Raw genomic sequence first — 23,535 nt, 5'->3', positions numbered from 1 at the left:
ATAACTATTATGAAATTTAGAATTGATATGAAAAGAATATTTTTTGGGCTTGTATTTTCTTTATTTGTTTTTTCACTGAACGGGCAAACGGGGGATTTAAGTAGACTGAACGCCAAGACTGCACCAGATTGGTTGAGTCAAGGAGTTATTTACCAAATACAACCAAGGGCGTTTACTAAAGAGGGGAATCTTAAAGCTTCTACCGAGAAACTAGGGCACATTTCTTCTTTGGGTGCCACGATCGTCTACTTGTGTCCAGTGTTCGAGATGGATAATGATTCCACAAGAAGTTATTGGAGTTCGAGACAAAAGGGGTCAGGAATGGAGAGTCCATTGAACCCCTACAGGATCAAAGACTACTTTCACGTGGATAAAGAATTTGGTTCAGACGAAGATTTAGCAGAATTTATAAATAAAGCACATGAGTTGAATCTAAAGGTGATGCTCGATATTGTCTTTTTGCATTGCGGTCTTGGTGCTGTTTTTTTGGAGGATCATCCTGATTTTATTGAAAGAGATGAGAATGGCCCAGTTCTGGCCTCTTGGAATTGGCCTAAATTGAATTTTAAAAACCCTGAAACAAGAGAGTACTTAATTAATAATATGGAGTATTGGTTGAGAGATTTCAATGTTGACGGTTTTCGTTGTGACGTGTCAGACGGTGTTCCACTAGATTTTTGGGAGGAGGCTCGTGAACGTTTAGAAAAAATAAAACCGGACATAGCTATGTTGGCTGAAGGGATTAGGTATGATGATCAAATAAAAGCATTTGATCTTAATTATAGTTTTACTTGGTCTGATGATATAAGAAGAGTTTTTAATGGAGAAAAACCTGCTTCCGATGTCGTTTATTCATGGAAAGATGCTGTTGAGAGAAGACCTCGAGGGTATCGATTCATAAGATATACAGATAATCATGATATTGCTAATGATGGTTGGTTCAACCGTATTGAAGAGCAATGGGGCTTTGATGGAGCAAATGCTGGTCTAGTGCTTTCATTTATGATTGATGGTGTTCCATTAATTTATAATGGTCAAGAAATTGCAGACAAGGCACGTCACAGTATTTTCGGAAGACTTCCCATTGATTGGTCACTCGCTAATCTTCCAGAAGGAAAGAAAAGGTATAAATTGATAAGCGAACTGATTAAAATTAGAGGGGAAAATCCGTCAATTGTAAACGGAACTGTAACATGGATGGAAAACAATTCTCCAGATAAAGTCGTGTCTTTTGTCCGTGAGTTCAAGGGGGAAAAGATTTTAACGGTAATAAATTTAACTGATGCTGTTACAAGTGTTAGGGTTAAACCCTTTGAATTTGCTGGTTCTTCGCCAAAAGTTTCTAGCTTATTAGAATCAAGGGTAATAGGCGGGGGGATAACTCAGAGATCGTTAAGATTGGACTCTTACGGTTTTTGGATAGGAAAGTTGATGGATTAATTTTCGACTTTCTATGTTAGATGGCTCGATATCTACTGTATAACAAGTAATTCAATATCTTTTTAATCAAGATCTGTTAGAAGTTTATCCAATTACTTCATTAAAGGCATTGGATAAACTTCTTTGAGAGTGAAAATTTAAAATACGGGAATCAATCCGGCATTTAATCCCGCTTTAGACATAGTAGGTGAGAAAAGGTGTTTTTACACAGACGATAACTATTTCTGGTTAGGGGCTGGAGAAGAGAAAATAATAAGTAGTAACAATGGAGAGCTTACCTGGAATAGAGTAATAGAAGGAGCTGCTTATTGGACAATCAATACGGAAAATACAAAATTGTTCACAGGATTTCCTGAAGGAAGAGTTATAGAACTAGGAGGAGTAAAGCTCGAAATTGGTAAAACAAGACTAGAATGGGCTACAGTATCTCTTACTTCAAAAAATGGAAATGGTTTAGGGGAGTCCGAAAGCTCAACAAGCATTCTTTTGACAGCAACTGGTTTGGTAGAAAACAAAGGAATGGAGATTGAAAAACTTCCGAAAAATAAAATAAGACTCACTAATTGGGGAGAAGGTCCAATACAGGCTGAAGGGATACCAGCAAAAATTACAATCCCTTCATCTTCTAAAAAAACAAGGTGTTTTGCATTAGATCCTCAAGGTAATAGAAAGAGTGAAGTAAAAGTAAAAAGAAGTAGAAATGGCTCTTCCGAAATTGAAATAGGGCCTTCTTATGAAACCGTATGGTACGAAATAGAAATAAAATGACAATTAAGAGACTCAAATGAGAAAAATAACTATACCCTACAAATGGCAGTTAATTATACTGCTTTGGTTTGCATACTTTTTGAACCAAGGAGATCGACAAGTTTTCAATGTGGTTATCCCACTGATCAAAGAAGATTTAAACCTTAGTGATATTCAAATTGGTTTGATTGCTACAATCTTTACTCTTGTTTATGGTGTTTTGGTCCCTTTTGCTGGTTTGGCTGGCGACTTACTACGTCGTAAATGGATTGTATTTTACAGTCTCTTAGTGTTCAGTTTAGGAACCCTGCTTACAGGGTTTAGTAGTGGAATGATTCTGCTTATCTTATTCAGAAGTATCGCTACTGGTGGAGGTGAGTCTTTTTATTATCCTGCTGCGACTTCGTTAATTGGTCAGTTTCACAAAAAGACTAGAGCCATGGCTTTGTCTATTCATCAAACCTCACTTTATACTGGTATTGTGGCTAGTGGGTTTATTGCCGGTTATATTGGTGAGCATTATGGATGGCGTTCTTCATTTTATGTCTTTGGTGGTGTAGGAGTACTTTGGTCCATTGTTGTATTTTATAAACTGAAGGATTCGCCAACGGACACAACAAATTTAACCCAAGAAAGACCGAAGTTTAAGGAGATATTAAGAGCCATTTTGGCGAAAAAAACTGTTTACTTTCTAAGCTTGGCCTTTGGAGCTATGGTGTTTGTTAATATTGGATACCTTACCTGGATGCCAACCTTCCTGCACGAAAAATTTGATATGTCACTCTCGTCGGCCGGTTTCAATTCCATGTTTTACCATCATCTTTTTGCTTTTGTAGGGGTTATGGTAGGTGGTAAACTATCTGACCACTTTGCAGCTGTTAGAAAAAGAGTGAGGATGGAAACTGAGTTAATCGGCTTACTTCTAGGGGCACCCTTTATCTATATGATGGCTGTAAGCGACTCTTTGATGTGGTGTTATATAGGCATGGGGTTGTTTGGCTTTTTTAGAGGAATATATGACTCCAATTTGTTCGCCGCCTTATTTGATGTTATTGAGCCCAAGTACAGGGCGTCGTCAATGGGATTAATGTTAGCTTTTGCTTTTACTATCGGTTCTTTCGCTCCGGTTTTATTGGGTTGGATTAAGACGGTCTCTGGTTTATCCGTTGGCCTGTCTGCTCTTTCCTATTTCTATCTAATCGGTGCTGTTTTAATTTTTATCGCAATTAAATACTCTTTTGACAATGATTATTATGAAGAAAATTAGTCTACTTACTCTACTAGTATTTGCTTTTCAGGGGCTTTTAGCTCAGCCATCTCAGAAATACTTTGATAATTGGGATGACCCCTATATCCAACAAAGAATAGAAGATGGAATAAGGCAAAACAGAATGGGAGGGTTTACAATACAGTTTGAAAACCTAAGTGGTGAGCCTATAAATGATGTTAGCTTTGAAGCCAAACAGACCAAGCACGACTTCTATTTTGGAGCCAATGGTTTTATGGTTAAAGGCTTTGAAGATCCCAAAGAGAATGAATTGTTTGAAAAGCATTTCACTCAACTTTTCAACTTTGTTACAGTTCCATTCTACTGGCCAGAATTAGAACCAGAGGAAGGACAGCTGCGATTTGACAAAAATAGCGAATCGATTTATAGACGACCTGCACCAGATGTGGTACTTGAATTTAGTGACAAATATGGGCTAACTCCAAAGGGGCATACCTTGGTTTGGGATAATCCACGTTGGTCGCTTCCTAAATGGCTTCCGGCTAATGAGGAGATTATGGAACAAAAAATAAGCAAGCGAATAGAAGAAATTGCAGAAAGGTATGGGCATTCTATTCAGATTTGGGATGTAGTGAACGAAGTAACAGATAGGCATCCAGATGTACTGATGCCTAAAGACTTTACTTTTAAATCATTTAAAGAAACAGAACGTCTTTTTCCTTATAGCAATGATTTGACTCTAAATTTCACCACAGGTATTTGGGGAAGGAGCAATAGACGTGAATATAGTGCAGATTATCTATTGATTGATAATATGAAACTTAGAGGTGCTAAAATGGACGTTATTGGAATGCAGTATCACAATTTCAGTGAGGATGATTACTGGAAAATTCTAAAGGGAGAACAATTTAGTCCGCAATCCCTTTACAAGACACTAGACCTTTATTCAGATTTTAATTTGCCACTTCATATCACTGAAATTACGGTGTCGGCTTTGTCAGACAAGGGGCCAGAATATCAGGCCATAATGACCGAAAATTTATACAAACTATGGTTCAGTCATCCTAAGGTTGAAGCCATCGTTTGGTGGAATCTGGTGGATGAAACTGCTGCTCCTGGATATACAAGACTTGATGGTCGTGTGGTTAGGGGAGAAGACAAATGGATGGGAGGATTGCTAAACAGAGATTTTAGCAAAAAGCCATCTTTTGAAGTGTTAGACAGGCTGATAAATAAAGAATGGAAAACACAGGTAACGTTAAAAACAGCCGAAGATAAAAATAGAGCTCACTTTACAGGCTTTTATGGTGAATACGAATTGGTGATTAAGAAAGGAGGAAAAACATATAAAAAGACACTAAATCTAAGTAAGAAAAGTGCATCTGATCAGGTGGTTATTTTAAATTGATAAACAAAATTCTATGAAAATTATTGATATGAAAGTACGTACTGTGGCTATTCCAATGAATGCCATGTTACGTCACAATACAGGGGTTCACCCTGGGTACTTAATGAGGACTGTTCTTGAGCTTATTACAGATGAAGGAATCGTGGGCTTAGGGGAAGTTGGAGGTGGAGATCAAAGGGCAGCCTTATTGAAGCTGAAACCAAGAATTATTGGGATGGATCCCTTTGGAATAGAGGCTATAAAATTAAAGGTTCTCAGAAGTATTTATTATTTGTCAAATTCTAGATTATATGGAGCCATTGAAATGGCTTGTTTAGATATAATGGGCAAGGCTTGTAATGTTCCTATGCATAAACTTCTTGGTGGGAAACTTCGGGACGAAATACCAATGATCGGCTATTTGTTTTGGAGATATGACAGACCAGGAGGTGGGAATGATTCCTCCGCAGAAGACATCGCAGACCTCTGTGTAGAATTAAAAGAAACACTTGGAGTTACAGCTATGAAACTTAAGGCAGGGGTGATGGATCCCATGGAGGAAGTCAGAGTTCTTCAACTATGTCGTGAGCGTCTAGGAAATGACTTTGGTTTAAGGATAGATCCAAATGGTGTATGGTCTGTGGCTACCGCAGTAAAGGCTGGTCGTAGAATGGAGGAGCTTGAAATTCAATATTTTGAAGATCCATCTTGGGGGCTAGAAGGGATGAAAAGGGTTAAAGAGCAAGTTCGAATACCCTTAGCGACTAACATGTATCCCAATAAGTTCGATGACCTAGGGCCTGCTATTCACATGAATACTATTGATATAATTCTCACGGATTTACATTATTGGGAAGGACCCAAAGGTGTTAAAGATTTAGTGGCAATATGTCAAACATTTAATCTGGGAGTGGCTATGCATTCAGGTGCAGAATTTGGAATCGAGTTAGCTGCAATGCTCCACACTGCCTCCACAATTCCTACAATGAATATGGAAGGAGATGCCCACTACCATTATCTGGAAGATGATATTATAGTTGGTGGTAAAATGAAATATGAAAATGGGGCAATAAAAGTACCAGAAGGGCCAGGTTTAGGCGTAGAACTGGATGAAGATAAGATGGATAAATATGAGAAGTATTTCGAAAAAATGGGAGATTATTATGCTCGTTTTCACGAGGATCCTTACCGTAAAGACTGGTATCCCAAGGTAGGTGGTATTTAAATATTGAATTGCGATTATTTAGTGATTAAAAAATGAATCTCGAAAAAACAGATGTTTCATATGATGTACTTCTCTCTGGGCTCATGTTTCCAGAAAGCCCTTTTTTTGATTTAAAAGGAAACCTTTGGTTTGTCGAAATTGAGGGGAGGTGTTTATCAAAATGGGATGGTTTGAATTTGAATCGTTTTTATGTCGACGGTACACCAAATGGTGGAATATTAGACTTAGAGGGTAATGTGTGGTTTTGTGATAGCGAAAGAGGAGAAATCAGAAAGTTTAATTCACTAGATGAAAGTGTGGAAACAGTTTGTCGTAATCTAGGTGATGGTACCAGGTTGCAAAAACCGAATGATTTGCTTTTTGATAAGAAAGGGAATTTACTTTTCTCTGACCATGCTAATGGTAGACAAAAGCCACTTTCTACGGTATGTGTGTTACCCAATGGGCAAGACACCGCGGATGTGGTATCGGACAATAAATACTTTACAAATGGATTGGCCTTTATGAATGATGGTCATAAACTTATTTTTTCAGAAACATATCGTCAAGCCCTTTGGATAGCTGATTGGGATGCAGAGAAGTGTTTTCTGAAAAATGAAAAAGTATTTGCCAAGGCAGGGGAAGGACCCTGGGGGCCAGATGGAATAGCCTTTGATTTCGAGGAGAACTTGTATGTGACAGTATTCAATGAACATAAGATTTTGGTATATGATAAAAAGGGAAGAATTGTTAAAGAACTTCTTTGTAAAGGTTGCAGGCCTACCAGCTGTGCTCTCGATCCGTCAGGTAGGTTAGGACTGGTGGTTACAGAGGCTGAAAACGGTGAGATACTTTCTTTCAAATCCCAGGGTAAAGGTTTACCAGTATATTTTAAATAAGTTATGCAAATAGAAAAAATATTCGATTTAACAGGAAAAGTTGCCTTGGTAACGGGTGGTAGTGAGGGGATTGGTAAGGCCATATCTTTGGGGCTAGCCGCTGCAGGAGCTAAGGTTATCGTTAATTATCTTTCGGGAGATGATAAAGCAGAAGGAACTAAGGAAGAGATAGAAAAGAAATCAGGAACATGTTTCTTGTTCAAATATGATATTTCGCTACCCGAAATCGTAAGTGAATTAAATGATTTTTTGATAGAGCAACAGCTTGTGATAGACATACTGGTGCTGAATGCTTCTGTACAGTTTAGGAAGAAATGGGAGGATGTGAATTTGGAGGAGTTTAGTAAACAAGTTAATACTAACCTCAGGTCTACTCTTTTGCTGGTACAGGCTCTGTCTCCTGATATGCAAAAGAAAGGCTGGGGTAGAATACTCACCATTGGTAGTATTCAACAAGTACGCCCACATCCTCAAATGATAGTCTATGCAGCAACGAAATCTGCACAGGTAAATATAGTTAAAAACTTGGCTCCACAATTGGCATCCCAAGGCGTGACTATAAATAATTTAGCTCCTGGAGCTATAAGGACAAAAAGGAATGAAGAAGTCTTACAAAACGAAAATTACAAAAAAAATGTAGAGGCCAAGATTCCTTTAGGTTTTGTTGGAGAACCACAGGATTGTGTGCCCATGGCTTTATTACTATGTTCAGGAGCAGGAAGATATATCACAGGACAAGATATTTTTGTGGATGGCGGCATGAATTTGCTCATCTGAGATTAAATAAAAACGAGGTAAAAAAGAAAGGAGAGAATAAACATTTAAAAAATTAAAATTATGAGTTCGGAATTATATAAAAAAGAGGTTGGTATGATGAACCTTGAAGATTTAATAAAAAACAGAGAAGAGGTGCCGGTTGTTACATTTCCGATTCCCGATAAAGAGTTATTGGCCAGATACGAAACATTGTACACAGGAGCGGTTAACGATGTTCTTCGTGAGTTTTGTCTGTTGGAACAGGCTCTGCCTGGCAGGATTGTGCCACTGCGTGAATATCAATCGGTAGCTGGCTTTGCATTTACCGTGAAGAGTTCTCCGAATGTGAAAATAACGGGAGAAATGGAATTTCGGACGCAGATGCTTGATGATATGTATGAGGATGCTTTCGTGGTTTGGGATACGAGTCGAGATTCGAAAGCGACCCTTTGGGGAGGTGTGATGACAGCAACGGCTAAAGGTAAAAAATTAAAAGGTGCTTGTATAGATGGAGGTATTCGTGATACGCATCAAATATTAGAGGCCGAATTCCCTATTTTTTATGAATACCGAATTTCTAACGGGAGTTTGGGGCGTTGCCTGATTACTGATTATCAAGTTCCTATAAAAATTGACGATGTACTGGTTAAGCCTGGAGATATTGTAATTGGGGATATTGATGGTGTTCTGATTGTACCCAGAAATATTGCTTATGATGTACTCATTAGAGCAGAAGAGATCAGAGAAAATGAAAAAAAGATATTTGGATGGGTTAAAGAAGGAAAAACCGTAAGAGAAATAACTGATAGAGGAGGTTATTTCTAGATTTTTCAGTCTTCTAGGATGAATTTTAAATACATCATATAATTTGAAAGTAGTTTTGGAAGAAAGTCCAAATGAATTTGAAGCAAAAGTTTTAATATTTTTTTGAGTTGGTCTATGTTTTAGAGTGGGAATGATAAACTAGGCATCTCCGTTTTATTACGGAGATGGCCTAGTTTTGAAATAATTTTAAACACGTTTTTTTTAGCTACGCTAGCGATTGCTTGAATAAGTTGAATTCTTATCTTATTCAGTTTACTTTTTGCTTAAATCCCCATTGAATTTATTCTAAACTTAATGGGGATTTAAAGTTCAAATAGGCTCTTTTTGAGTTTTTAACGCCCCTTTCTAGACGCTATAATTAGATAAAAGGGTTCAACTTTGTAATAAAGAGTTGATTTGTTTTCAATAAGTTTCGATAGTCCTATCTCAAAGCCTTCATATAGCCTCGGGCCTTATCATCTTCAAATGAACCAAGGTATGCTTCGGTTGTTGCTAAGTTAGAATGTCCAAGTGCCTTTGATATAAATGCAATAGGAGCTTCCGATTGAAGTAGAATAGTGGCAAAACTATGGCGTGCCACATAAGTTGTGACGGGGCTGACTATACCTAATTTGTCAGCTATTTTCTTCATCCATTTGTTTGTTATCAAGATGATTTGCTGAATAGTTTTCATGATTTGTAGTTCTGTCATTTCTTGATTCAGAAAACTCATGAGATATGCGTTTCCGTTTCTTTTAGTACTTCCAAAGTTTCGAATGATAGAAATATGTTCGTCCGCCAGATAAATTTCTATTTCTTTTAAATTGGACTTATTGGTCCTCTTTGTTTTTTGTCTTACAAAAGTGATTTTTCGATTATTTGCGTCATAATCAATTTGCTTAAGTCTGCAAATGTCTGAAACGTTTATTCCATTCCCAAGGTAGCTGAAAACCCAAATAGCATGACCGCGTGCTTCTAAAGTATTTGGATCAGGTACATAATCCAGTATTTTATTGATTTCTCCTTTAGTTAAAGCTTTTTTGATGTTTCTTCCTGCTGGGATGACATAATCTCTTTTACCAAAAGGATAATTTTCTGTAATCTTTCTACTTATGGCTTCATTAAAAACAGCTCTGATTTGTCGAACATATATGCCAACAGTAGTTCTACTTGCCGGGTAACCTGGTCCAAATTTCTTTTGGCTTTTTCTGCCATATTTTAACATCCAGTCCTCATAATGATTCAGGAAGTTTACAGTAACTTGTTCAAAACTCAGTGTTAAAGGTTTTGTTTCATCTTTCGGAGGCTGGGGAAGGAGCAGTTCTGCTCTAACATGCTTATCCATTTCTCTCAAAAACCTTTTTAATGATTGACTGGCCGTCTTATATGAATTCGAATTTGCTATCCTGTCTTCATTCCAAAGTTTATTGATTATTCCCTCAGTCAGTACGAAAACATCATTTTCGTTCGAAGAGTTGTAAAGGTGCTTCTTTGAGTAATTATCAAATTCATATTTAAAGGATTCGAATGTGAATTTACTTCCTAGATTATCTATAATTTCTACAGCTCTTTTATGGTAACCTGAGACTGTTTCGGAGCCATCTCTAAAAGACCCATAAAGAATTTCGTAGAGGTCAATAAATCGAGGGTTTTTTATTCTGCCACTTATGCCATCTTTTCCGATGCCACTATTAAATTTTTGAAACTCATCAAGGTCTATTTTTATTCCTGTTGTATATAAACGTTGTGTTCTGTTATGTGTTAATGACACCTTAATTATTCCTTTATTCTCGGAAGATTTTCTGGTATCTAAGAAAATTTTTGCTGTCGGCATTGGGTTGTATATTTTGGTTTAGTTGCAGAACAAGTTGCAATACAAATGTACTAATTAGAAATTATTGATTAATAATTTAGGAAGTTATATTTCATGTAAAATGTTGGTAATGAGTTGTTAATGATAAGTATCGATAAGTTGTGATAAATAGGAGACCTACTGATTATGGGGCTTGTAATCAGTAGGTCATTGGTTCGATCCCGATAAGAGTCTCTACGAAAACCGATTCAGAAATGAGTCGGTTTTTTGCAATCTGAAATTTTGCAGGGCTAATGTGAATTGGACCTTGAAAAAAATGGAATATTTCGAATTTCAGAACATCTAACCTTGACTCTAAATATTACTGGTACAATGTTGGTCAAAACATTAGCTTAAGATATGAATAAAGCTTCGTTTATCGGACTTAATGATGGAAGATTAGTTTTGAATGTGTTAAGGTATCTTGTGTTATTTCTTACGGTATGCCTCTTCATATTTGCTTCAGACACCCTTGTTTACTTTTACCATCATACAATCGCGAAACATTTCGACTTTGAACATTACTTTAATTATCAAACTGAAAGTAATGTTAATGCATGAGATGCCACATTTACTATTGCTTTGCCAGTTTTCTATTTAATGTGAAGCTTCAGGTTTAAAGGGATGCCATCCTACCTATATTTCTCAATTGGTATGCTATACCCTCTTTTGTGTTTTATATAGCAAATAATCCCCCAGAGTTTGTACTTGATCTAAACAGCATTACTTATTCAGAATGTGTGATTTATGTAACTAATACTCCGTATCTTACAACTTAAGCGATTAATTAGTGACTTACTTTGTTTGGCAAAAAAGACGGTTTTAATTATAAATTAAATATCTGTTATAATTAAAAAAAGTCTCTTAGCTGAAAATGAACAAACCTAACGATGGTATTGAGATAGAGAAGTCAAATGTTCATCTTATAATAGTAAACTTGCCATTCGCGGTGGTTGATAGACCTGTTATCTGGGATATTTAGCAATCTGCTCAATTCGAAGAGGTGGCCGAAAAACTTACTCCTTTTGATAGTTATGGTTCAAAAGTAGATGGCCTGCCAAGAAGTATTTAAAATGATTATAAATGGCTAAGACGCTTAATGTCCAGTACTTACAGCTAAGTTACTGGTTTGATTTCTTTGGATGATATAAGCCAAACAATAAAAATGAAACTATTCATCAAATACATGGTAAGTCTTCGCTGTAAAAAGGTGGTAAAACAGGAGTTGAAAAAAATGGGACTTCATTTTATTGTGGTGGATCTAGGGGAAGTAGAAATAATGGAATCATTGACGATCGAGCAACGAGAGCATCTTCAAAAAGCACTAAGAGAAGATGGCTTAGAATTAATGGACGACAAAAAAGCAATTTTGATTGAAAAAATAAAGACCGTCATTATAGAAATGGTTCATTATACTGATGAGCTGCCGAGAACCAATTATTCCGATTACCTGAGTGAAAAATTAAATTATGACTATACCTATCTCTCAAATGTTTTTTCAGAGGTAAAAGGAATCACTATTCAGCAATTTATCATCAATCATAAAATTGAAAGAATCAAAGAATTAATCATTTATGATGAGCTTAATTTGACTGAAATCGCTTGGAAAATGCACTACAGCAGTGTGGCTCACCTATCTAACCAGTTTAAAAAAATAACAGGGCTTAGTCCATCCCATTTTAAACAATTGAAAATTAAACGGAGAAACCCGATAGAAGATATTGGTAAATGAGTTAAAATATCACTTCATCTAAAAGGTTACATTATTGTCGTAAATGACTTATTAATAGTATGCTAAAACAGCCATTTAATTTTAAACTATCATTTTAATATTATACTATGCCAAATACTGCGGATTTGAAAAAGGCTCAAGATAAGCTAGTATTTTTATTGGAAGAGAATGAAAAGCGATCTAGGGAATTGATAATTGCCAACGAGGAACTGGAAGTGCAAACCATAGAAAAAACAAATAGGGCTAATGAACTTAAAATTGCAAATAATGAACTAGATTTTCAAAGAGCAGAGAAAGAGAAAATAGCAAAAGAGGTGTCCGATGCCAATATAAAACTGGAAAAACATAAACAAGAAATAGAAAGGAGAATTTTAGGCAGAAGGTCTGATAATTATGCAAGAAGTCTAATAGAAGCGAGCCTTGATCCGCTTTTTACAATAAATTCTGAAGGAGAAATATCGGATATGAATAAGGCCTGTTTGGAAATAACCGGTAAATCAAGAAAAGAGCTGATAGGAACTTCGTTCTTTAGTTATTTCACAAACCCTGACGATGCAAAAAAAGGTTTTGATAAAATTTATGATTTAGGTTATGTATCTGATTTGCCACTCACCATCAAAGATCACAAACTTACGGATGTGCTATTTAATGGGTCGGTTTATAAAGATGATCAGGGAAAGGTATTAGGAGTAGTGGTGGTAGCACGTGATATCACTGAGCAAAAAAACATTGAAAAGGAACTGACGGAAGCAAAAATATTTGCCGAATTGGCAACAGAATTAGCCGAAAATGCTAAACGAAAAGCTGAATCAGCTGCCATAGTCGCGGAAAATGCGGTTAAAACCAAACAGCAATTCCTCTCTAATATGAGTCATGAGATTCGAACACCCATGAACGGCATTATAGGTTTTACAAAAGTGGTGCTGAACTCAGAATTGACATCCAAACAAAGAGAATATATATTGGCCATAAAAATGAGTGGTGACGCTCTGGTAGTGCTGATAAACGATATTTTGGATTTGGCCAAAGTAGATGCTGGTAAAATGACTTTTGAACAAATACCATTCAAACTTTCTATTTCCGTGGCTTCTATGTTGCACCTTTTTGAACTCAAGATTCAAGAGAAAAATCTTACTTTAATCAAGGAATACGATGAAAGAATTCCGAAGGTCTTAATAGGTGATCCAGTACGATTGCATCAGATAATACTAAATTTGGTAAGTAATGCGGTCAAATTCACTTCTAATGGAAATATTAAAGTCAGTGTAGAATTATTGAAAGAAACCTCCGATGTTGTTGACATTGAATTTGCCATAAGTGATAGCGGAATAGGCATAGAAGCAGAAGAAGTGGATAAGATATTTGAGAACTTCCAGCAAGCTAATGGTGGCAGTACGCGACTGTACGGTGGTACGGGTTTAGGGCTGGCCATTGTGAAGCAACTGGTGGAGGCACAGGGTGGCACCATAAAGGTAAAAAGTAAACTCAACGTTGGCTCGGTTTTTAGTTTTAACCTGCAGTTTAAAAAAACCGATAAAGAAGTAGAATTAGAAGAAACGCATTTAGCCCTTGAAACCGAATTCTCAAATATCAAAGTGTTAGTGGTAGAAGATGTTCCACTTAACCAACTACTTATGCGAACCGTTCTTGACGATTTTGGCTTTGGTTGCGATATAGCTTCTAATGGTAAAATAGCTATTCAAAAAATGGAACTGAATAATTATGACATTATTTTGATGGATTTGCAAATGCCCGTCATGAATGGATTTGAAACCACTGAATATATCCGAAGAACGTTGAAATCTACCATTCCCATTATAGCTCTAACTGCAGATGTAACCACCGTGGATTTATCTAAATGTAAACAAATAGGAATGAATGAATACATTTCTAAACCGGTGGATGAGAAAATATTGTATCGCAAAATAATTAGTCAAATTAAGAAGAGTAAATTAAACAGAGCCACGAAGGAAATAGAAATCAAGGAACCCATAAAAGCCCTATGCATTGATTTGAACTATTTGATTTCGAGAACAAAGTCAAATCCTAAGTTGATGCAAGAGATGATCTTGCTTTATTTGGAACAAACGCCAACATTAATCAAGGCTATGAATAGCAGTTATTTAGAAAAAGATTGGAAAATGTTAAATGCTACACTTCATAAAATGCTTCCTTCATTTTCAATAATGGGAATCAGTCGTGACTACGAGGAAATTGCTAAAAAGGTTCAAGATTTCGCTAATAGGCAAGAATCCGAAGAGGGTATTTTATCACTACTTAAACAAATTGAGGATGTCTGTACCCAGTCGTATCATGAATTGGAAATGGAATTGAAAAAGCTAAATATATCAAATAATGAAAAATAAGGTGAAACTTTTTTTGGCTGACGACGATGCCATTTATTTAAAGTTACTGGAAATAGAATTTCAAGAAAATGCTGATTTCGACATTCATACTTTCGCAACGGGTGAACTTTGCATTGCTAGTCTGGATCTAAAACCTGATGTAATTATTCTTGACTATCATCTAGATGGCATCGAAAAAAATGCGATGAATGGCATAGCTACATTAGATGAAATAAAAAAAATATTGCCAGAAGTACCTGTTATAATGCTTTCTTCACAAGATAGCATTGCCGTGGCCGTTGATTGCATGCATCATTCCGCTATAGACTATGTGATAAAGAGCGAAACTTCGTTTATGAGGCTGAAGAAAATTATCATCGATATCTTCAACGTTAAAAAAATAGAAAAACAATTGAGTTGGTATATGGATCGCTTGTAAGTTCAATTTTTATAAAAAAATCTTCATCGGGGACTGTCTCAAAAGGGCAGTCTTTTTTTTGTTTTAAAAAAGCGTGAAAGTTGTAATATATATCAATTTATGTGCAACATAATCACTGCCCAACGACCCTACATTTGTTAAGTATTAAACAATTCATAAAATGAACAGATTAGGATTAGAAGGCGACTGGAACGAACAAAAAGGAAAATTGAAACAAAGGTTTGCAGAATTGACTGATAACGATTTGTTATTCGTAAAAGGGAAAAGTGACGAATTGTTAGGAAGGCTTGAAGTTAAGCTAGGAAAGAGCAAAGACGAAATTAGAGCCATTTTGGCAGAGTTATAAAAAGCATTGATTTTATCGGCTTGAAATCCGAATTAAACTTAAATAAAATGAATAACAATCAAATGAAGGTAGCAGCAATCGTATTTATGTTTTTGGGAATAGTAAGCTGCTCAAGCTCAACCCAAAAAAAGGTGGAGGATGTAAATGAAGCAAATGCAGATTTGGTAGAAGCCACGTCAGACCTAAGAGAAGCGATAATAGATTCTACAGAGGACTATAAAAATTATATGCGGAACGCCAAGGCGAAACTCGCAGAAAATGATAAGCTAATAGCAGAGCTGAAAGCTAAAAGAATTGATAATAAAAAGACGAATCTAGCCGAATATAAGCAAGAATTAGCCGAACTAGAAGTTAAGAATGCCGATTTGACACTTAGAATTGAAGAACCTAAAGAAAATGCTCACGATAAGTGGGAAAACTTTAAAACCGATTTCAACAAAGAAATGGATGATTTAGGCAAAGCTATTTCAAATAGAGCGGAAAAAAATATGAATCAATAGAGGGTTATTTGAAAAGTGAACAGAAAGGCTATTTCGATTGAGGTAGCCTTTTTTACGTACTAATCAATATATAGTGTGAATATTATAACAATATAGCTCTTAAATGTAAGGCTTTGAATACCTAAAAAGTTCAACTTTGACAAGTAATAAAGGGATGATTATTAAGATTTACTATCCCAAATTTCGATAGAATTTCAGTCTATTTTTTAAATATAATTATCATGCTCTTACAAATGTTCTTACTTTTTTGGGCGGTTTCAATAGTTGCCTTTTTACTTTATAGTTGGTCTAATTTTCAAGAAGCCTATAGAGCTTCATTGAAAGAAAAAAAATCACAAGAAATGCGGACTCGAGCAAAAGCATTTTTTCATAAAAGGCTAAAAAAGGTTTAAAGTGTGATAAAAACCAAATTTGAAAGCTTTAACACTGCAATAAAGCTTTGAGTGGAGCATTAGGATATTTTAAGGTGTTTACCTCTTCCTCTAAAACTTTCTTTTAACTTCTTACTAAGGTTATTTCTGAAAAGGAATCAGCCAATATACTTTCAAGATTAACTGCCCAGGTTATTATCTGCTTCACCATAGTCCTATTTCTGTTATTCGCCAGTGATGGCACAGCCAAAAGACTCCTTAAAACAAAATGACGTCAGGCTCTTCTTCTGTACCATTTAAATAATTCGAACCATATTACCGAAAGGAAGCCCAGTAAGGCAGATAGGCCAATTTGTGTCAGAGCTAATCCTTTGAAACCAAAGAAAATTGTAATGGGCTCGATAAAAAGCATACTTAAGAGCACTAATAAGGTAATGGCGATAATTAACAAAACAAGATTATTTTTGTATTTCAGTGTAGTGAGAATGGAATAGTAAAAGGAGCGATTGACTAGCGTTAAGAAAACATTGGCAAATATTAAAGTACTAAAAACCATAGCCCTTGTGATTTCTTCCGCGTATCCCAGATAAACGGCATATTGATAAGTAATTAATGTACCTCCTGTTATCATTAATCCTTGTACAATACTGGTTAAGAGTTCTTTCCAACTAAAAAATGTAATTTTGGGTGGCCTCGGTTTTTGTATCATCGTGTCTTTCTCCATAGGTTCGTTTTCATAAATAATAGAGCAGGTTGGCCCCATAATTAATTCAAGCAAAATGATGTGCATAGGAGAAAATATATTGGGATAAACCCAACCCAAAATTAGAGGAATGAAGACTGTTAATATGATAGGTATATGAATACTGATAATATATTGAATGGCTTTCTTTAGGTTGGTATAAATCTTTCTTCCCATAGCTATGGCAGCAACCATTTTAGATAGATCATCTTCCACCAAAATAAGGGATGCGGCTTGTTTCGCAATCTCGGTACCTTTTGTTCCCATAGCAATACCAATATGAGCCGCCTTAAGGGCTGGGCCGTCGTTTACACCATCCCCAGTCATTGCAACTATTTGATTTTGTGACTTTAATGCTTCCACAATCCTCAGTTTGGCTTCAGGGTACATTCTTGTGAAAATGTTTATATTCATTACCCTTTCACTCAATTCGGTATCCTTAAGTTTCATCAGTTCGTCACCAGAAATGCTTTTATCCGCACCCTTGAAACCGATTTGCCGGGCGATAGTGCCGGTAGTGGCGGCATTATCTCCTGTTATTATTTTTACAGCAATACCAGCATTGTAAAAATCCTGTAGTACTTCTTTTATGTTCTTTTTTGGAGGATCATAAAAAGCCACCAAGCCTTTAAAAGTGAATTTAAATTCTTGTTGCGTTCCAGGGAAATTATTTCCCTCGAGTTTTGCTTCACCTACACCCAATACCCGAAAGCCTTCTAAAGCTAAGTCGTTGATAGCAGCTTCTATTTCCGAAATATCTTCACTAGACAATTCAGAAACTGCCATTATGGCTTCTGGAGCTCCTTTGGCTGCAATAATTCTATTTCCGCTTTCATTCTCAAAGAGGTGAGTCATCATTGGTGGCTTTCCACTCAGCGGATATTCGTGAATCATGTGATAATCAGACCTGGCATCCATCATTAGTAATTCGCCATATGCTTTATGAAGGGCTATCTCCATGGGATCAAAAGGAACGGGTTCGCTAGACCACATCGCCATTGTCAAGAGCTTAAATTCAGATTCTCTTAGGTCTTTTTGAGGCTTGACAATCGATTTGTCCTCCCAAGAATAAAGCCTCGCCAAACTCATTTTATTTTCTGTAAGGGTGCCCGTTTTGTCCGTACAAATGATAGTAGCACTTCCAAGTGTTTCTACCGTTTTCATCTGTTTCACAATGATGCCCATTTTCATAAGTCGCCATGCACCCAAAGCCATAAAAGTGGTAAAAGCCACAGGTATTTCTTCGGGCAAAATACTCATAGCCAGCGTAAATGCTTTCAGTAAACTTTCCAGGATATTTTCTGTACGTACATAATTTATACCCCACACAATGAGGAATACGATGCCTCCGGCAATCACCATTTTTTTTACAAAATTGTTGATTTGTATTTCCAAAGGGGTTTTTTCTTCTTGAATGGATTCAAGACTTTTCCCTATTTTACCCAATTTGGTTTCTAATCCTATGGATTTAATCTCAATTACGGCAAGACCGCTTGCCACCAAAGAACCGCTGTAAACTTCAGAATTTGTCGATTCCGCATCTTTAAAAACGGACAAAGACTCTCCCGTAAGCACGGATTCATTTACTGAGAAATCGTTTGATTGAATAATAAGGCCGTCGGCAGTGATGGATGTGCCCTCCTCTACGATGAGATAATCTCCTGAAACGAGTTCTTCACTTAGAATTTCCAGTACTTCTCCATCGCGAATTACCTTGCACTTTGCTTGTGTGTAATTTTTTAATTTGTCTAGAGCATTTCGGCTACGAGAATCCTGATATAGAGATATAAAAGCTACTAGAATAACTGCTGACATTAGGAAAATGCCATCACCATTCTCTCCTAAAACGAAATAGATAGCAGAAATGGCCAGTAAAAGCAAAATCATAGGCTCTTTTGCCAAACTTTTAAGAGCTTCCCAAAATCCATTTTCCTGCTTGAATTCCAGTGTGTTTTTCCCAAATTGAGCTCTAGACTTGAGTACTTCCTCAGAAGTAAGCCCCTTGAGGTTAAAATTGTATTTGCCCATGCCTTTCAATGCTTCATTTAATGGTTTCTCAATAAAGTGATGGTCACCTCAAAAAACTTGTTAGTAAGTTAAAATATTTTTTCATCTTAAATTTTCCGTCACGGACTTTTGGACGCAGCCTTAGCCGATTTTATGGTAATTAAAGGTGGGGAAACAAGGTTTCTTTCTACGCTTTAAGACTTTCCCATTCAAAGGCGACCTCTGTTGATGTTTCATTTTTAACTTATAAAGTCAACATCTAACTGTTTTTCTTCTTTATAAAACCGAATAGTGAATTTGTTTTCTTGAAAGTCGTAACAGCCCTATTGGATGTAAAATATTTGACATGAGATTATGGCATTTCATTTTGGTGTTTGAATAACATAATAACCGCAACGATTGCAGTTATTGGCATCATGAAATCTTGATAAACCCCAAGGTGTATTGCAGCTGACAAACCTATAATTGCCCACATAGAAGGGATTATTAATAAATATTTTGGAAATGATTTGCCCGTCATCATGAAAAAACCAAAAGTGAAAATGGTAGATGGGCAGGGCAGCCCAAGTGCTATAGTTCTGTTAAATGAACCCTGACTAAAGTAGCTTATGATGGGATAAATAATTACTCCAAATAGTATAAAGAAGTAACCAAAGTAATTTTTTCTTTGAGCAGAAAAACGGAAGATTAATTTATCCTTTACAAAAGTATTTATTAAAATCAACACCCCTTGTAAAACAAAGAATCCGCCAAATACAAAAGCTAAATTATTTATTGAAGAAAAGAATATGATGTGATAAACCAGCCCCATCCATATCCACAATAGACCAAGAAAACTTCCTATGAATTTATTTTTAAGCGAAGATTTAGAGCTGAATACTAATAATACGATGATGGCAAATAACAATATTACCCATTGAAATGGAAATACGCTTGAATTGTATTTTTCAAATACACCGATGAATTGTTCCGTGGTAAAAGGTATTTCCATATTCCTTCTTAAATTGATTTCTTGCTTGTGGTAACAAGGCAACAAAAAATATTATAACTGTTAAAAACATATGGTATGTAACCGGTCCTCGGCCGAAAAAAATACTGATAGTATTTGTATCCAAAAAATATCAATACTCCGCTACCCACGATTACTCATATTACGAGAGAACCCATAAAAAAGGAGCATTGAAAAGAATTTTGAAAATACTTTCAATGCTCCCATCTTTTGAAGCTTTTATCCGAATGAGTAAGGATAGGTTTAACGGGTACTTAAAACCGTCATTCCAGGGTATTCAACACTTCCATCATCTTCTGCCGTAATAAAAAAGGATGACGGCTTAAGGGGAGTTACCGCATTTAAGGATCCTTTTAAGGTGTTGGATAGAAAGCCAGTAGTGCTTTTTAACTGACCAATGTTTTTGGTTTCATGGTCTTGTGTAATCATCCAAACTACATAAGTCTTTTTGGGAGGTGTTAAATGTGATGCCGGAGCCAAGTTGTTTATATCCAATGATATAGAGTGATTGTTATTCTTGTCACTTTTAACTTTTACGGAGCCAGTTGCAGCCGGAACCACATTTGAATTAGAAAATGTCATGCTTTTTGAACAAGAGGAAAGCGAAAACACGGCAAAGAGCATTAGTGTGGCAGCGAGCAATTTGGAGATTCTATTTATACTTTTCATATTATTTGTTTTTATACTTGATAAGGCGGTTGATTTATTGCCTATTTATTGAAATTATTTTTAACGGAAGCTTCTTTTTGATTTATTGTTCTAAGAATGGGGAGTACTACTATTTTAACCCACTTTATGCCTTAGAAAATCTCCTGATTTTATCGGGACCGGAGCTAAATTGCTTCAAATCAGTATACTTCGTCAAGCTGAGCACAGGCTACACCCATTTAAACTCATAACGATTCCCCAACGCATAATCCGGGTTTAAATATCACCGGAAGTTTATTATATCTATTCTTGAATTTCATTTTACGCATACATTATTCGAATGATTTTGTCTATGCTCAATAATGCTATCGAGCGTAGCCGTAAATTTATCAATGGCTCCTAATACGGCTTCTTCTATAGTATCGGCTCCGCTTGAAACAGCCATCGGCTTCTTACCATTAATTCGGATTTCGAGTAAGCAACGCATATCATTTGTCTCTTCGTTATTGGCATTTTCATTTGACACAAGAGCTTCTATGGCGGTTATATGAGATTCATACCTTTCAAAGCCATCCTCAATTAATGAGGAAAGGACATCGCTATGTTTTTCGTCTAAATCAATCGATCTGTCTTTGATAAATTCAATTGTCATATTCTTAAATGTTATTATTCAGTCTTTATAGGTTGAGAAAATCATCAGTTCGCTAATGCCAATGCTTTGTGTAGCATTTTTTTAAATTTGACTTCAGGTTCTGCCGATTTGGATGTCCTAGCTGATTTAAATAACCTTTCTATACTCAGTCTGGCCATTAAATAACTCAAAGTAGACTCAGCTCCCTGATTGAGGTTGACATTGTGCTCTTCTACACCATCATAACATCCACCGGTACATTCGTTATATACAATTTGATGCAAATGGTTGTCGCCTAAAAACCAATTAAAGGCAGCTTTCGCCTTTTGTTTATAGTCTTTGTTTTTGAAGACATGATAAAACTTTTCCAATGCCATTATGGTATAAGCCACATCTATCGGTTGCTCTCCACCTATTATATTTTCTTCATTCTGCCCCTTAATATGCCAGCCTTTGTTTGAAATGACTTTTATGCTCCCATTTACAAATATTTTTGAAAGCAAAAAACTGAAACTTTCTTTTGCTATTTTTTTATATTCCTCGTTTTGGGTACTTAGATAGGCACAAAGCATGGCCTCAGGCAGTAGGCTATTTCCATAGGTGAGATAATCTTCAAACCAAAACCAGTCATTGGCTTTTTCGTGTCTATACATTTGTACCATACGGTCTGCGAGTATTTGAAGTAAATGAATGTTTTCTGGTTCATTTTGAAAGTGCAAGCCTTTTATGATAAAAGCCATGGCTCTTGTGGAATGGATATCTTCTAAATGTGGCAATGCTTTACTTAGTAAATGTTCGGCAATGAGCGTTACATGAAAAGGCATAATTTTTTTCAATGAAACCACATAGCCCAACGCCCAAATAGCCCTACCATTGCTGTCGTCTAAGTTTTCTGGGATATTTTGAGCGGTAAACTCTTGAGCTTCATTTACATAATTTAAGAATTGGCCATTGGGCTGCAAACAATACTTAAGGAACTTCAAATAGGTGAATATTAATAAGATATCTTCCTCGTTTTGAAAGATTTCATAATGCTGACAAATGGCAATCAAAGCCCTGGCGTTATCATCTAAAGTATAGCCCGAATGAATGTCGGGAATGGCTATTTTGGCAAATTGTATCATACCAAAATCAGTTGTCATTTTTTCTACATGTGTAAAATTGAAAGCAGGAACTTTATATTTCAATTTGATAGCATTATCCGTTAATTTTTCAAAAAGTAGTGCATGAGCTATGGCAGAATTTTGCCAAGCTGTTGAGGCCATTTGGTGCAAGCTATTCGACGAAATCTCTGCTCTTAGTTTTTTATTATCAAGTAATGAAATGATGGCTTCGGACAATTGTACTGAATCTTCAAAATCAATAATGAGCCCATTATTATTACTCAAAACTTCAAGTGCATGTGGTATGGGTGTAGAAATAACCGGGCAACCACAGCTTACCGCGTACGAAAAAGTTCCGCTTACTGCCTGATTTGGGTCTTTAGACGTAAATAAATAAATATCTGAAAGTTGTAGATATTCCAAAAGCACAGGCAATTGCAAATATTCATTTACGAAGCGTACATTTTTGTCTATGTTTAGCTCTTTCACTTTTGCCTCAAGCATAGTGCGGTATTTTTCACCTTCTTGTAAAAGGAGTGAGGGGTGTGTTTTCCCCAATACCAAAAACAATACATCAGAATGTTTTTTGATAACAGCAGACATGGCATTTAAAGTTGTTTCTATGCTCTTACTAGGCCCTAATAAGCCAAAAGTGGAAAGCACTTTTCTATTAGAAAGCTGATATTCTTTTTTTAGTTTTTCTCTATTTAATGGGGGCACCAAGTGCGTACCATGGGCGATTACCGTAATTTTATCAGCCGAGATAGCATAATCATTTATTAAAATGGCCGCTGCATTTTCGGTCATCACCACAATAGAAGATGCACTCGCAGCCATAGCTTTCACTTTTGCTCTCAATGCTTCAATTGGCTTTGGCAATACCGTATGAAAAACAAAAATGATAGGCTTAGAAATGCTTTTATAAAAGTTTTTAAATGCAGATTCATTTTTAGCATAAAAACCAAACTCATGTTGAATGACTACTAGACTAATGTTATCATCATTGTTGATCTGGAACGCCGTTTTACGAAACTCATTGGCGTTATCAGTGTTTAAAATAAATTTAGGAGTTTGGCTGTAATCGAGTTGTTCTGCGTCGGTTTCCAATGCACATATAACAGCGATAAAGGAGTTTTCAAATTGATTGTCCAAAGCATTTACTAAATCTTGGGTATAAGTGGCTATACCGCATTCTCTTGGTGGAAAAGAAGTTACGAATAGGATTTCAGGAAGTAAATGAGCTACACCATTAGTCTTCGCAACCGACAATGTTGGTGTAGACCGCTTAGGTTTGAAAGTGCTTTCGCTGCAATAATTGATTATACGAGTTATCATTGTTGTAATG

19 protein-coding genes are annotated in these 23,535 nt (G+C 36.1%); 13 read left to right on the top strand and 6 right to left on the bottom strand.

Going from position 1 to position 23,535, the window contains the following annotated elements; all coding sequences use genetic code 11:
- The first annotated feature begins 27 nt into the window (after positions 1-27).
- The 8 genes from ACSBFT_RS10350 (at position 28) to ACSBFT_RS10315 (ending at position 8,486) form a co-directional block, all read left to right on the top strand.
- A complete protein-coding gene (locus ACSBFT_RS10350) occupies positions 28-1,440 on the top strand; it encodes an alpha-amylase family glycosyl hydrolase (protein ID WP_489604548.1) in 1,413 nt (470 codons plus the stop codon).
- 336 nt (positions 1,441-1,776) lie between these two features.
- Positions 1,777-2,208 (top strand): hypothetical protein, encoded by a 432-nt coding sequence (locus tag ACSBFT_RS10345; RefSeq protein ID WP_489604547.1) that lies wholly within the window; start codon positions 1,777-1,779, stop codon positions 2,206-2,208.
- A gap of 16 nt (positions 2,209-2,224) precedes the next feature.
- Positions 2,225-3,454 (top strand): MFS transporter, encoded by a 1,230-nt coding sequence (locus tag ACSBFT_RS10340; protein WP_489604546.1) that lies wholly within the window; start codon positions 2,225-2,227, stop codon positions 3,452-3,454.
- The gene (locus ACSBFT_RS10335; protein ID WP_489604545.1) at positions 3,441-4,823 is read left to right on the top strand and encodes an endo-1,4-beta-xylanase; all 1,383 of its coding nucleotides are present in this window, start codon (positions 3,441-3,443) and stop codon (positions 4,821-4,823) included. The genes ACSBFT_RS10340 and ACSBFT_RS10335 overlap by 14 nt, the downstream gene beginning before the upstream one ends.
- A gap of 13 nt (positions 4,824-4,836) precedes the next feature.
- Entirely contained in the window at positions 4,837-6,027 is a 1,191-nt protein-coding gene (locus ACSBFT_RS10330) for an enolase C-terminal domain-like protein (protein ID WP_463048464.1), read from the top strand.
- Between the two features lie 32 nt (positions 6,028-6,059).
- Positions 6,060-6,905, top strand: coding sequence for an SMP-30/gluconolactonase/LRE family protein (locus tag ACSBFT_RS10325; protein ID WP_489604544.1), 846 nt, complete (start codon positions 6,060-6,062; stop codon positions 6,903-6,905).
- Positions 6,906-6,908: 3 nt separating this feature from the next.
- Complete coding sequence (locus ACSBFT_RS10320; RefSeq protein WP_463048462.1) at positions 6,909-7,682, top strand: SDR family NAD(P)-dependent oxidoreductase; 774 nt, start codon at positions 6,909-6,911, stop codon at positions 7,680-7,682.
- Positions 7,683-7,742: 60 nt separating this feature from the next.
- A complete protein-coding gene (locus ACSBFT_RS10315) occupies positions 7,743-8,486 on the top strand; it encodes an RraA family protein (protein ID WP_489604543.1) in 744 nt (247 codons plus the stop codon).
- Positions 8,487-8,907: 421 nt separating this feature from the next.
- Here the strand turns inward: ACSBFT_RS10315 and ACSBFT_RS10310 are convergent, their stop codons facing one another.
- Positions 8,908-10,299, bottom strand: a complete 1,392-nt coding sequence (locus ACSBFT_RS10310) for a tyrosine-type recombinase/integrase (RefSeq protein WP_489604542.1) — start codon at positions 10,297-10,299, stop codon at positions 8,908-8,910.
- Positions 10,300-11,482: 1,183 nt separating this feature from the next.
- Between ACSBFT_RS10310 and ACSBFT_RS10305 the strand changes: the two genes are divergently transcribed.
- The 5 genes from ACSBFT_RS10305 to ACSBFT_RS10285 all read left to right on the top strand — a co-directional run bounded on the left by ACSBFT_RS10305 (position 11,483) and on the right by ACSBFT_RS10285 (position 15,679).
- Complete coding sequence (locus ACSBFT_RS10305; protein WP_463048459.1) at positions 11,483-12,049, top strand: helix-turn-helix domain-containing protein; 567 nt, start codon at positions 11,483-11,485, stop codon at positions 12,047-12,049.
- A gap of 107 nt (positions 12,050-12,156) precedes the next feature.
- A complete protein-coding gene (locus tag ACSBFT_RS10300; protein WP_489604541.1) occupies positions 12,157-14,415 on the top strand; it encodes a PAS domain-containing hybrid sensor histidine kinase/response regulator in 2,259 nt (752 codons plus the stop codon).
- On the top strand, positions 14,405-14,833 hold the full coding sequence (locus tag ACSBFT_RS10295) for a response regulator (RefSeq protein WP_489604540.1): 429 nt from the start codon (positions 14,405-14,407) through the stop codon (positions 14,831-14,833). The genes ACSBFT_RS10300 and ACSBFT_RS10295 overlap by 11 nt, the downstream gene beginning before the upstream one ends.
- Positions 14,834-14,993: 160 nt before the next feature.
- Positions 14,994-15,179, top strand: coding sequence for a CsbD family protein (locus tag ACSBFT_RS10290; RefSeq protein ID WP_463048456.1), 186 nt, complete (start codon positions 14,994-14,996; stop codon positions 15,177-15,179).
- A gap of 47 nt (positions 15,180-15,226) precedes the next feature.
- A complete protein-coding gene (locus tag ACSBFT_RS10285) occupies positions 15,227-15,679 on the top strand; it encodes a sll1863 family stress response protein (protein WP_489604539.1) in 453 nt (150 codons plus the stop codon).
- 645 nt (positions 15,680-16,324) lie between these two features.
- Here ACSBFT_RS10285 and ACSBFT_RS10280 read toward each other — a convergent pair.
- The 5 genes from ACSBFT_RS10280 to ACSBFT_RS10260 all read right to left on the bottom strand — a co-directional run bounded on the left by ACSBFT_RS10280 (position 16,325) and on the right by ACSBFT_RS10260 (position 23,525).
- Positions 16,325-18,820 (bottom strand): cation-translocating P-type ATPase, encoded by a 2,496-nt coding sequence (locus ACSBFT_RS10280; RefSeq protein ID WP_489604538.1) that lies wholly within the window; start codon positions 18,818-18,820, stop codon positions 16,325-16,327.
- Positions 18,821-19,151: 331 nt separating this feature from the next.
- Complete coding sequence (locus tag ACSBFT_RS10275; RefSeq protein WP_489604537.1) at positions 19,152-19,790, bottom strand: DUF6064 family protein; 639 nt, start codon at positions 19,788-19,790, stop codon at positions 19,152-19,154.
- Positions 19,791-20,051: 261 nt separating this feature from the next.
- Complete coding sequence (locus tag ACSBFT_RS10270) at positions 20,052-20,477, bottom strand: hypothetical protein (RefSeq protein ID WP_463048452.1); 426 nt, start codon at positions 20,475-20,477, stop codon at positions 20,052-20,054.
- Positions 20,478-20,772: 295 nt separating this feature from the next.
- A complete protein-coding gene (locus tag ACSBFT_RS10265) occupies positions 20,773-21,108 on the bottom strand; it encodes an HPF/RaiA family ribosome-associated protein (protein ID WP_489604536.1) in 336 nt (111 codons plus the stop codon).
- A gap of 44 nt (positions 21,109-21,152) precedes the next feature.
- A complete protein-coding gene (locus tag ACSBFT_RS10260) occupies positions 21,153-23,525 on the bottom strand; it encodes a glycosyltransferase (RefSeq protein ID WP_489604535.1) in 2,373 nt (790 codons plus the stop codon).
- Between the last annotated feature and the right edge of the window lie 10 nt (positions 23,526-23,535).

The organism is Arcticibacterium sp. SM2516, from assembly GCF_057914865.1.
The sequence above is the reverse complement of the archived record's forward strand: the minus strand, read 5'-3'. Positions and strand labels throughout refer to the sequence as shown.

Excerpts from the sequence above, each read along its gene's own strand:
- ACSBFT_RS10350 (WP_489604548.1), top strand. The coding sequence starts at position 28 with ATGAAAAGAATATTTTTTGGGCTTGTATTTTCTTTATTTGTTTTTTCA.
- ACSBFT_RS10340 (WP_489604546.1), top strand. The coding sequence starts at position 2,225 with ATGAGAAAAATAACTATACCCTACAAATGGCAGTTAATTATACTGCTT.
- ACSBFT_RS10335 (WP_489604545.1), top strand. The coding sequence starts at position 3,441 with ATGAAGAAAATTAGTCTACTTACTCTACTAGTATTTGCTTTTCAGGGG.
- ACSBFT_RS10330 (WP_463048464.1), top strand. The coding sequence starts at position 4,837 with ATGAAAATTATTGATATGAAAGTACGTACTGTGGCTATTCCAATGAAT.
- ACSBFT_RS10325 (WP_489604544.1), top strand. The coding sequence starts at position 6,060 with ATGAATCTCGAAAAAACAGATGTTTCATATGATGTACTTCTCTCTGGG.
- ACSBFT_RS10320 (WP_463048462.1), top strand. The coding sequence starts at position 6,909 with ATGCAAATAGAAAAAATATTCGATTTAACAGGAAAAGTTGCCTTGGTA.
- ACSBFT_RS10315 (WP_489604543.1), top strand. The coding sequence starts at position 7,743 with ATGAGTTCGGAATTATATAAAAAAGAGGTTGGTATGATGAACCTTGAA.
- ACSBFT_RS10310 (WP_489604542.1), bottom strand. The coding sequence starts at position 10,299 with ATGCCGACAGCAAAAATTTTCTTAGATACCAGAAAATCTTCCGAGAAT.
- ACSBFT_RS10305 (WP_463048459.1), top strand. The coding sequence starts at position 11,483 with ATGAAACTATTCATCAAATACATGGTAAGTCTTCGCTGTAAAAAGGTG.
- ACSBFT_RS10300 (WP_489604541.1), top strand. The coding sequence starts at position 12,157 with ATGCCAAATACTGCGGATTTGAAAAAGGCTCAAGATAAGCTAGTATTT.
- ACSBFT_RS10295 (WP_489604540.1), top strand. The coding sequence starts at position 14,405 with ATGAAAAATAAGGTGAAACTTTTTTTGGCTGACGACGATGCCATTTAT.
- ACSBFT_RS10290 (WP_463048456.1), top strand. The coding sequence starts at position 14,994 with ATGAACAGATTAGGATTAGAAGGCGACTGGAACGAACAAAAAGGAAAA.
- ACSBFT_RS10285 (WP_489604539.1), top strand. The coding sequence starts at position 15,227 with ATGAATAACAATCAAATGAAGGTAGCAGCAATCGTATTTATGTTTTTG.
- ACSBFT_RS10280 (WP_489604538.1), bottom strand. The coding sequence starts at position 18,820 with ATGGGCAAATACAATTTTAACCTCAAGGGGCTTACTTCTGAGGAAGTA.
- ACSBFT_RS10275 (WP_489604537.1), bottom strand. The coding sequence starts at position 19,790 with ATGGAAATACCTTTTACCACGGAACAATTCATCGGTGTATTTGAAAAA.
- ACSBFT_RS10270 (WP_463048452.1), bottom strand. The coding sequence starts at position 20,477 with ATGAAAAGTATAAATAGAATCTCCAAATTGCTCGCTGCCACACTAATG.
- ACSBFT_RS10265 (WP_489604536.1), bottom strand. The coding sequence starts at position 21,108 with ATGACAATTGAATTTATCAAAGACAGATCGATTGATTTAGACGAAAAA.
- ACSBFT_RS10260 (WP_489604535.1), bottom strand. The coding sequence starts at position 23,525 with ATGATAACTCGTATAATCAATTATTGCAGCGAAAGCACTTTCAAACCT.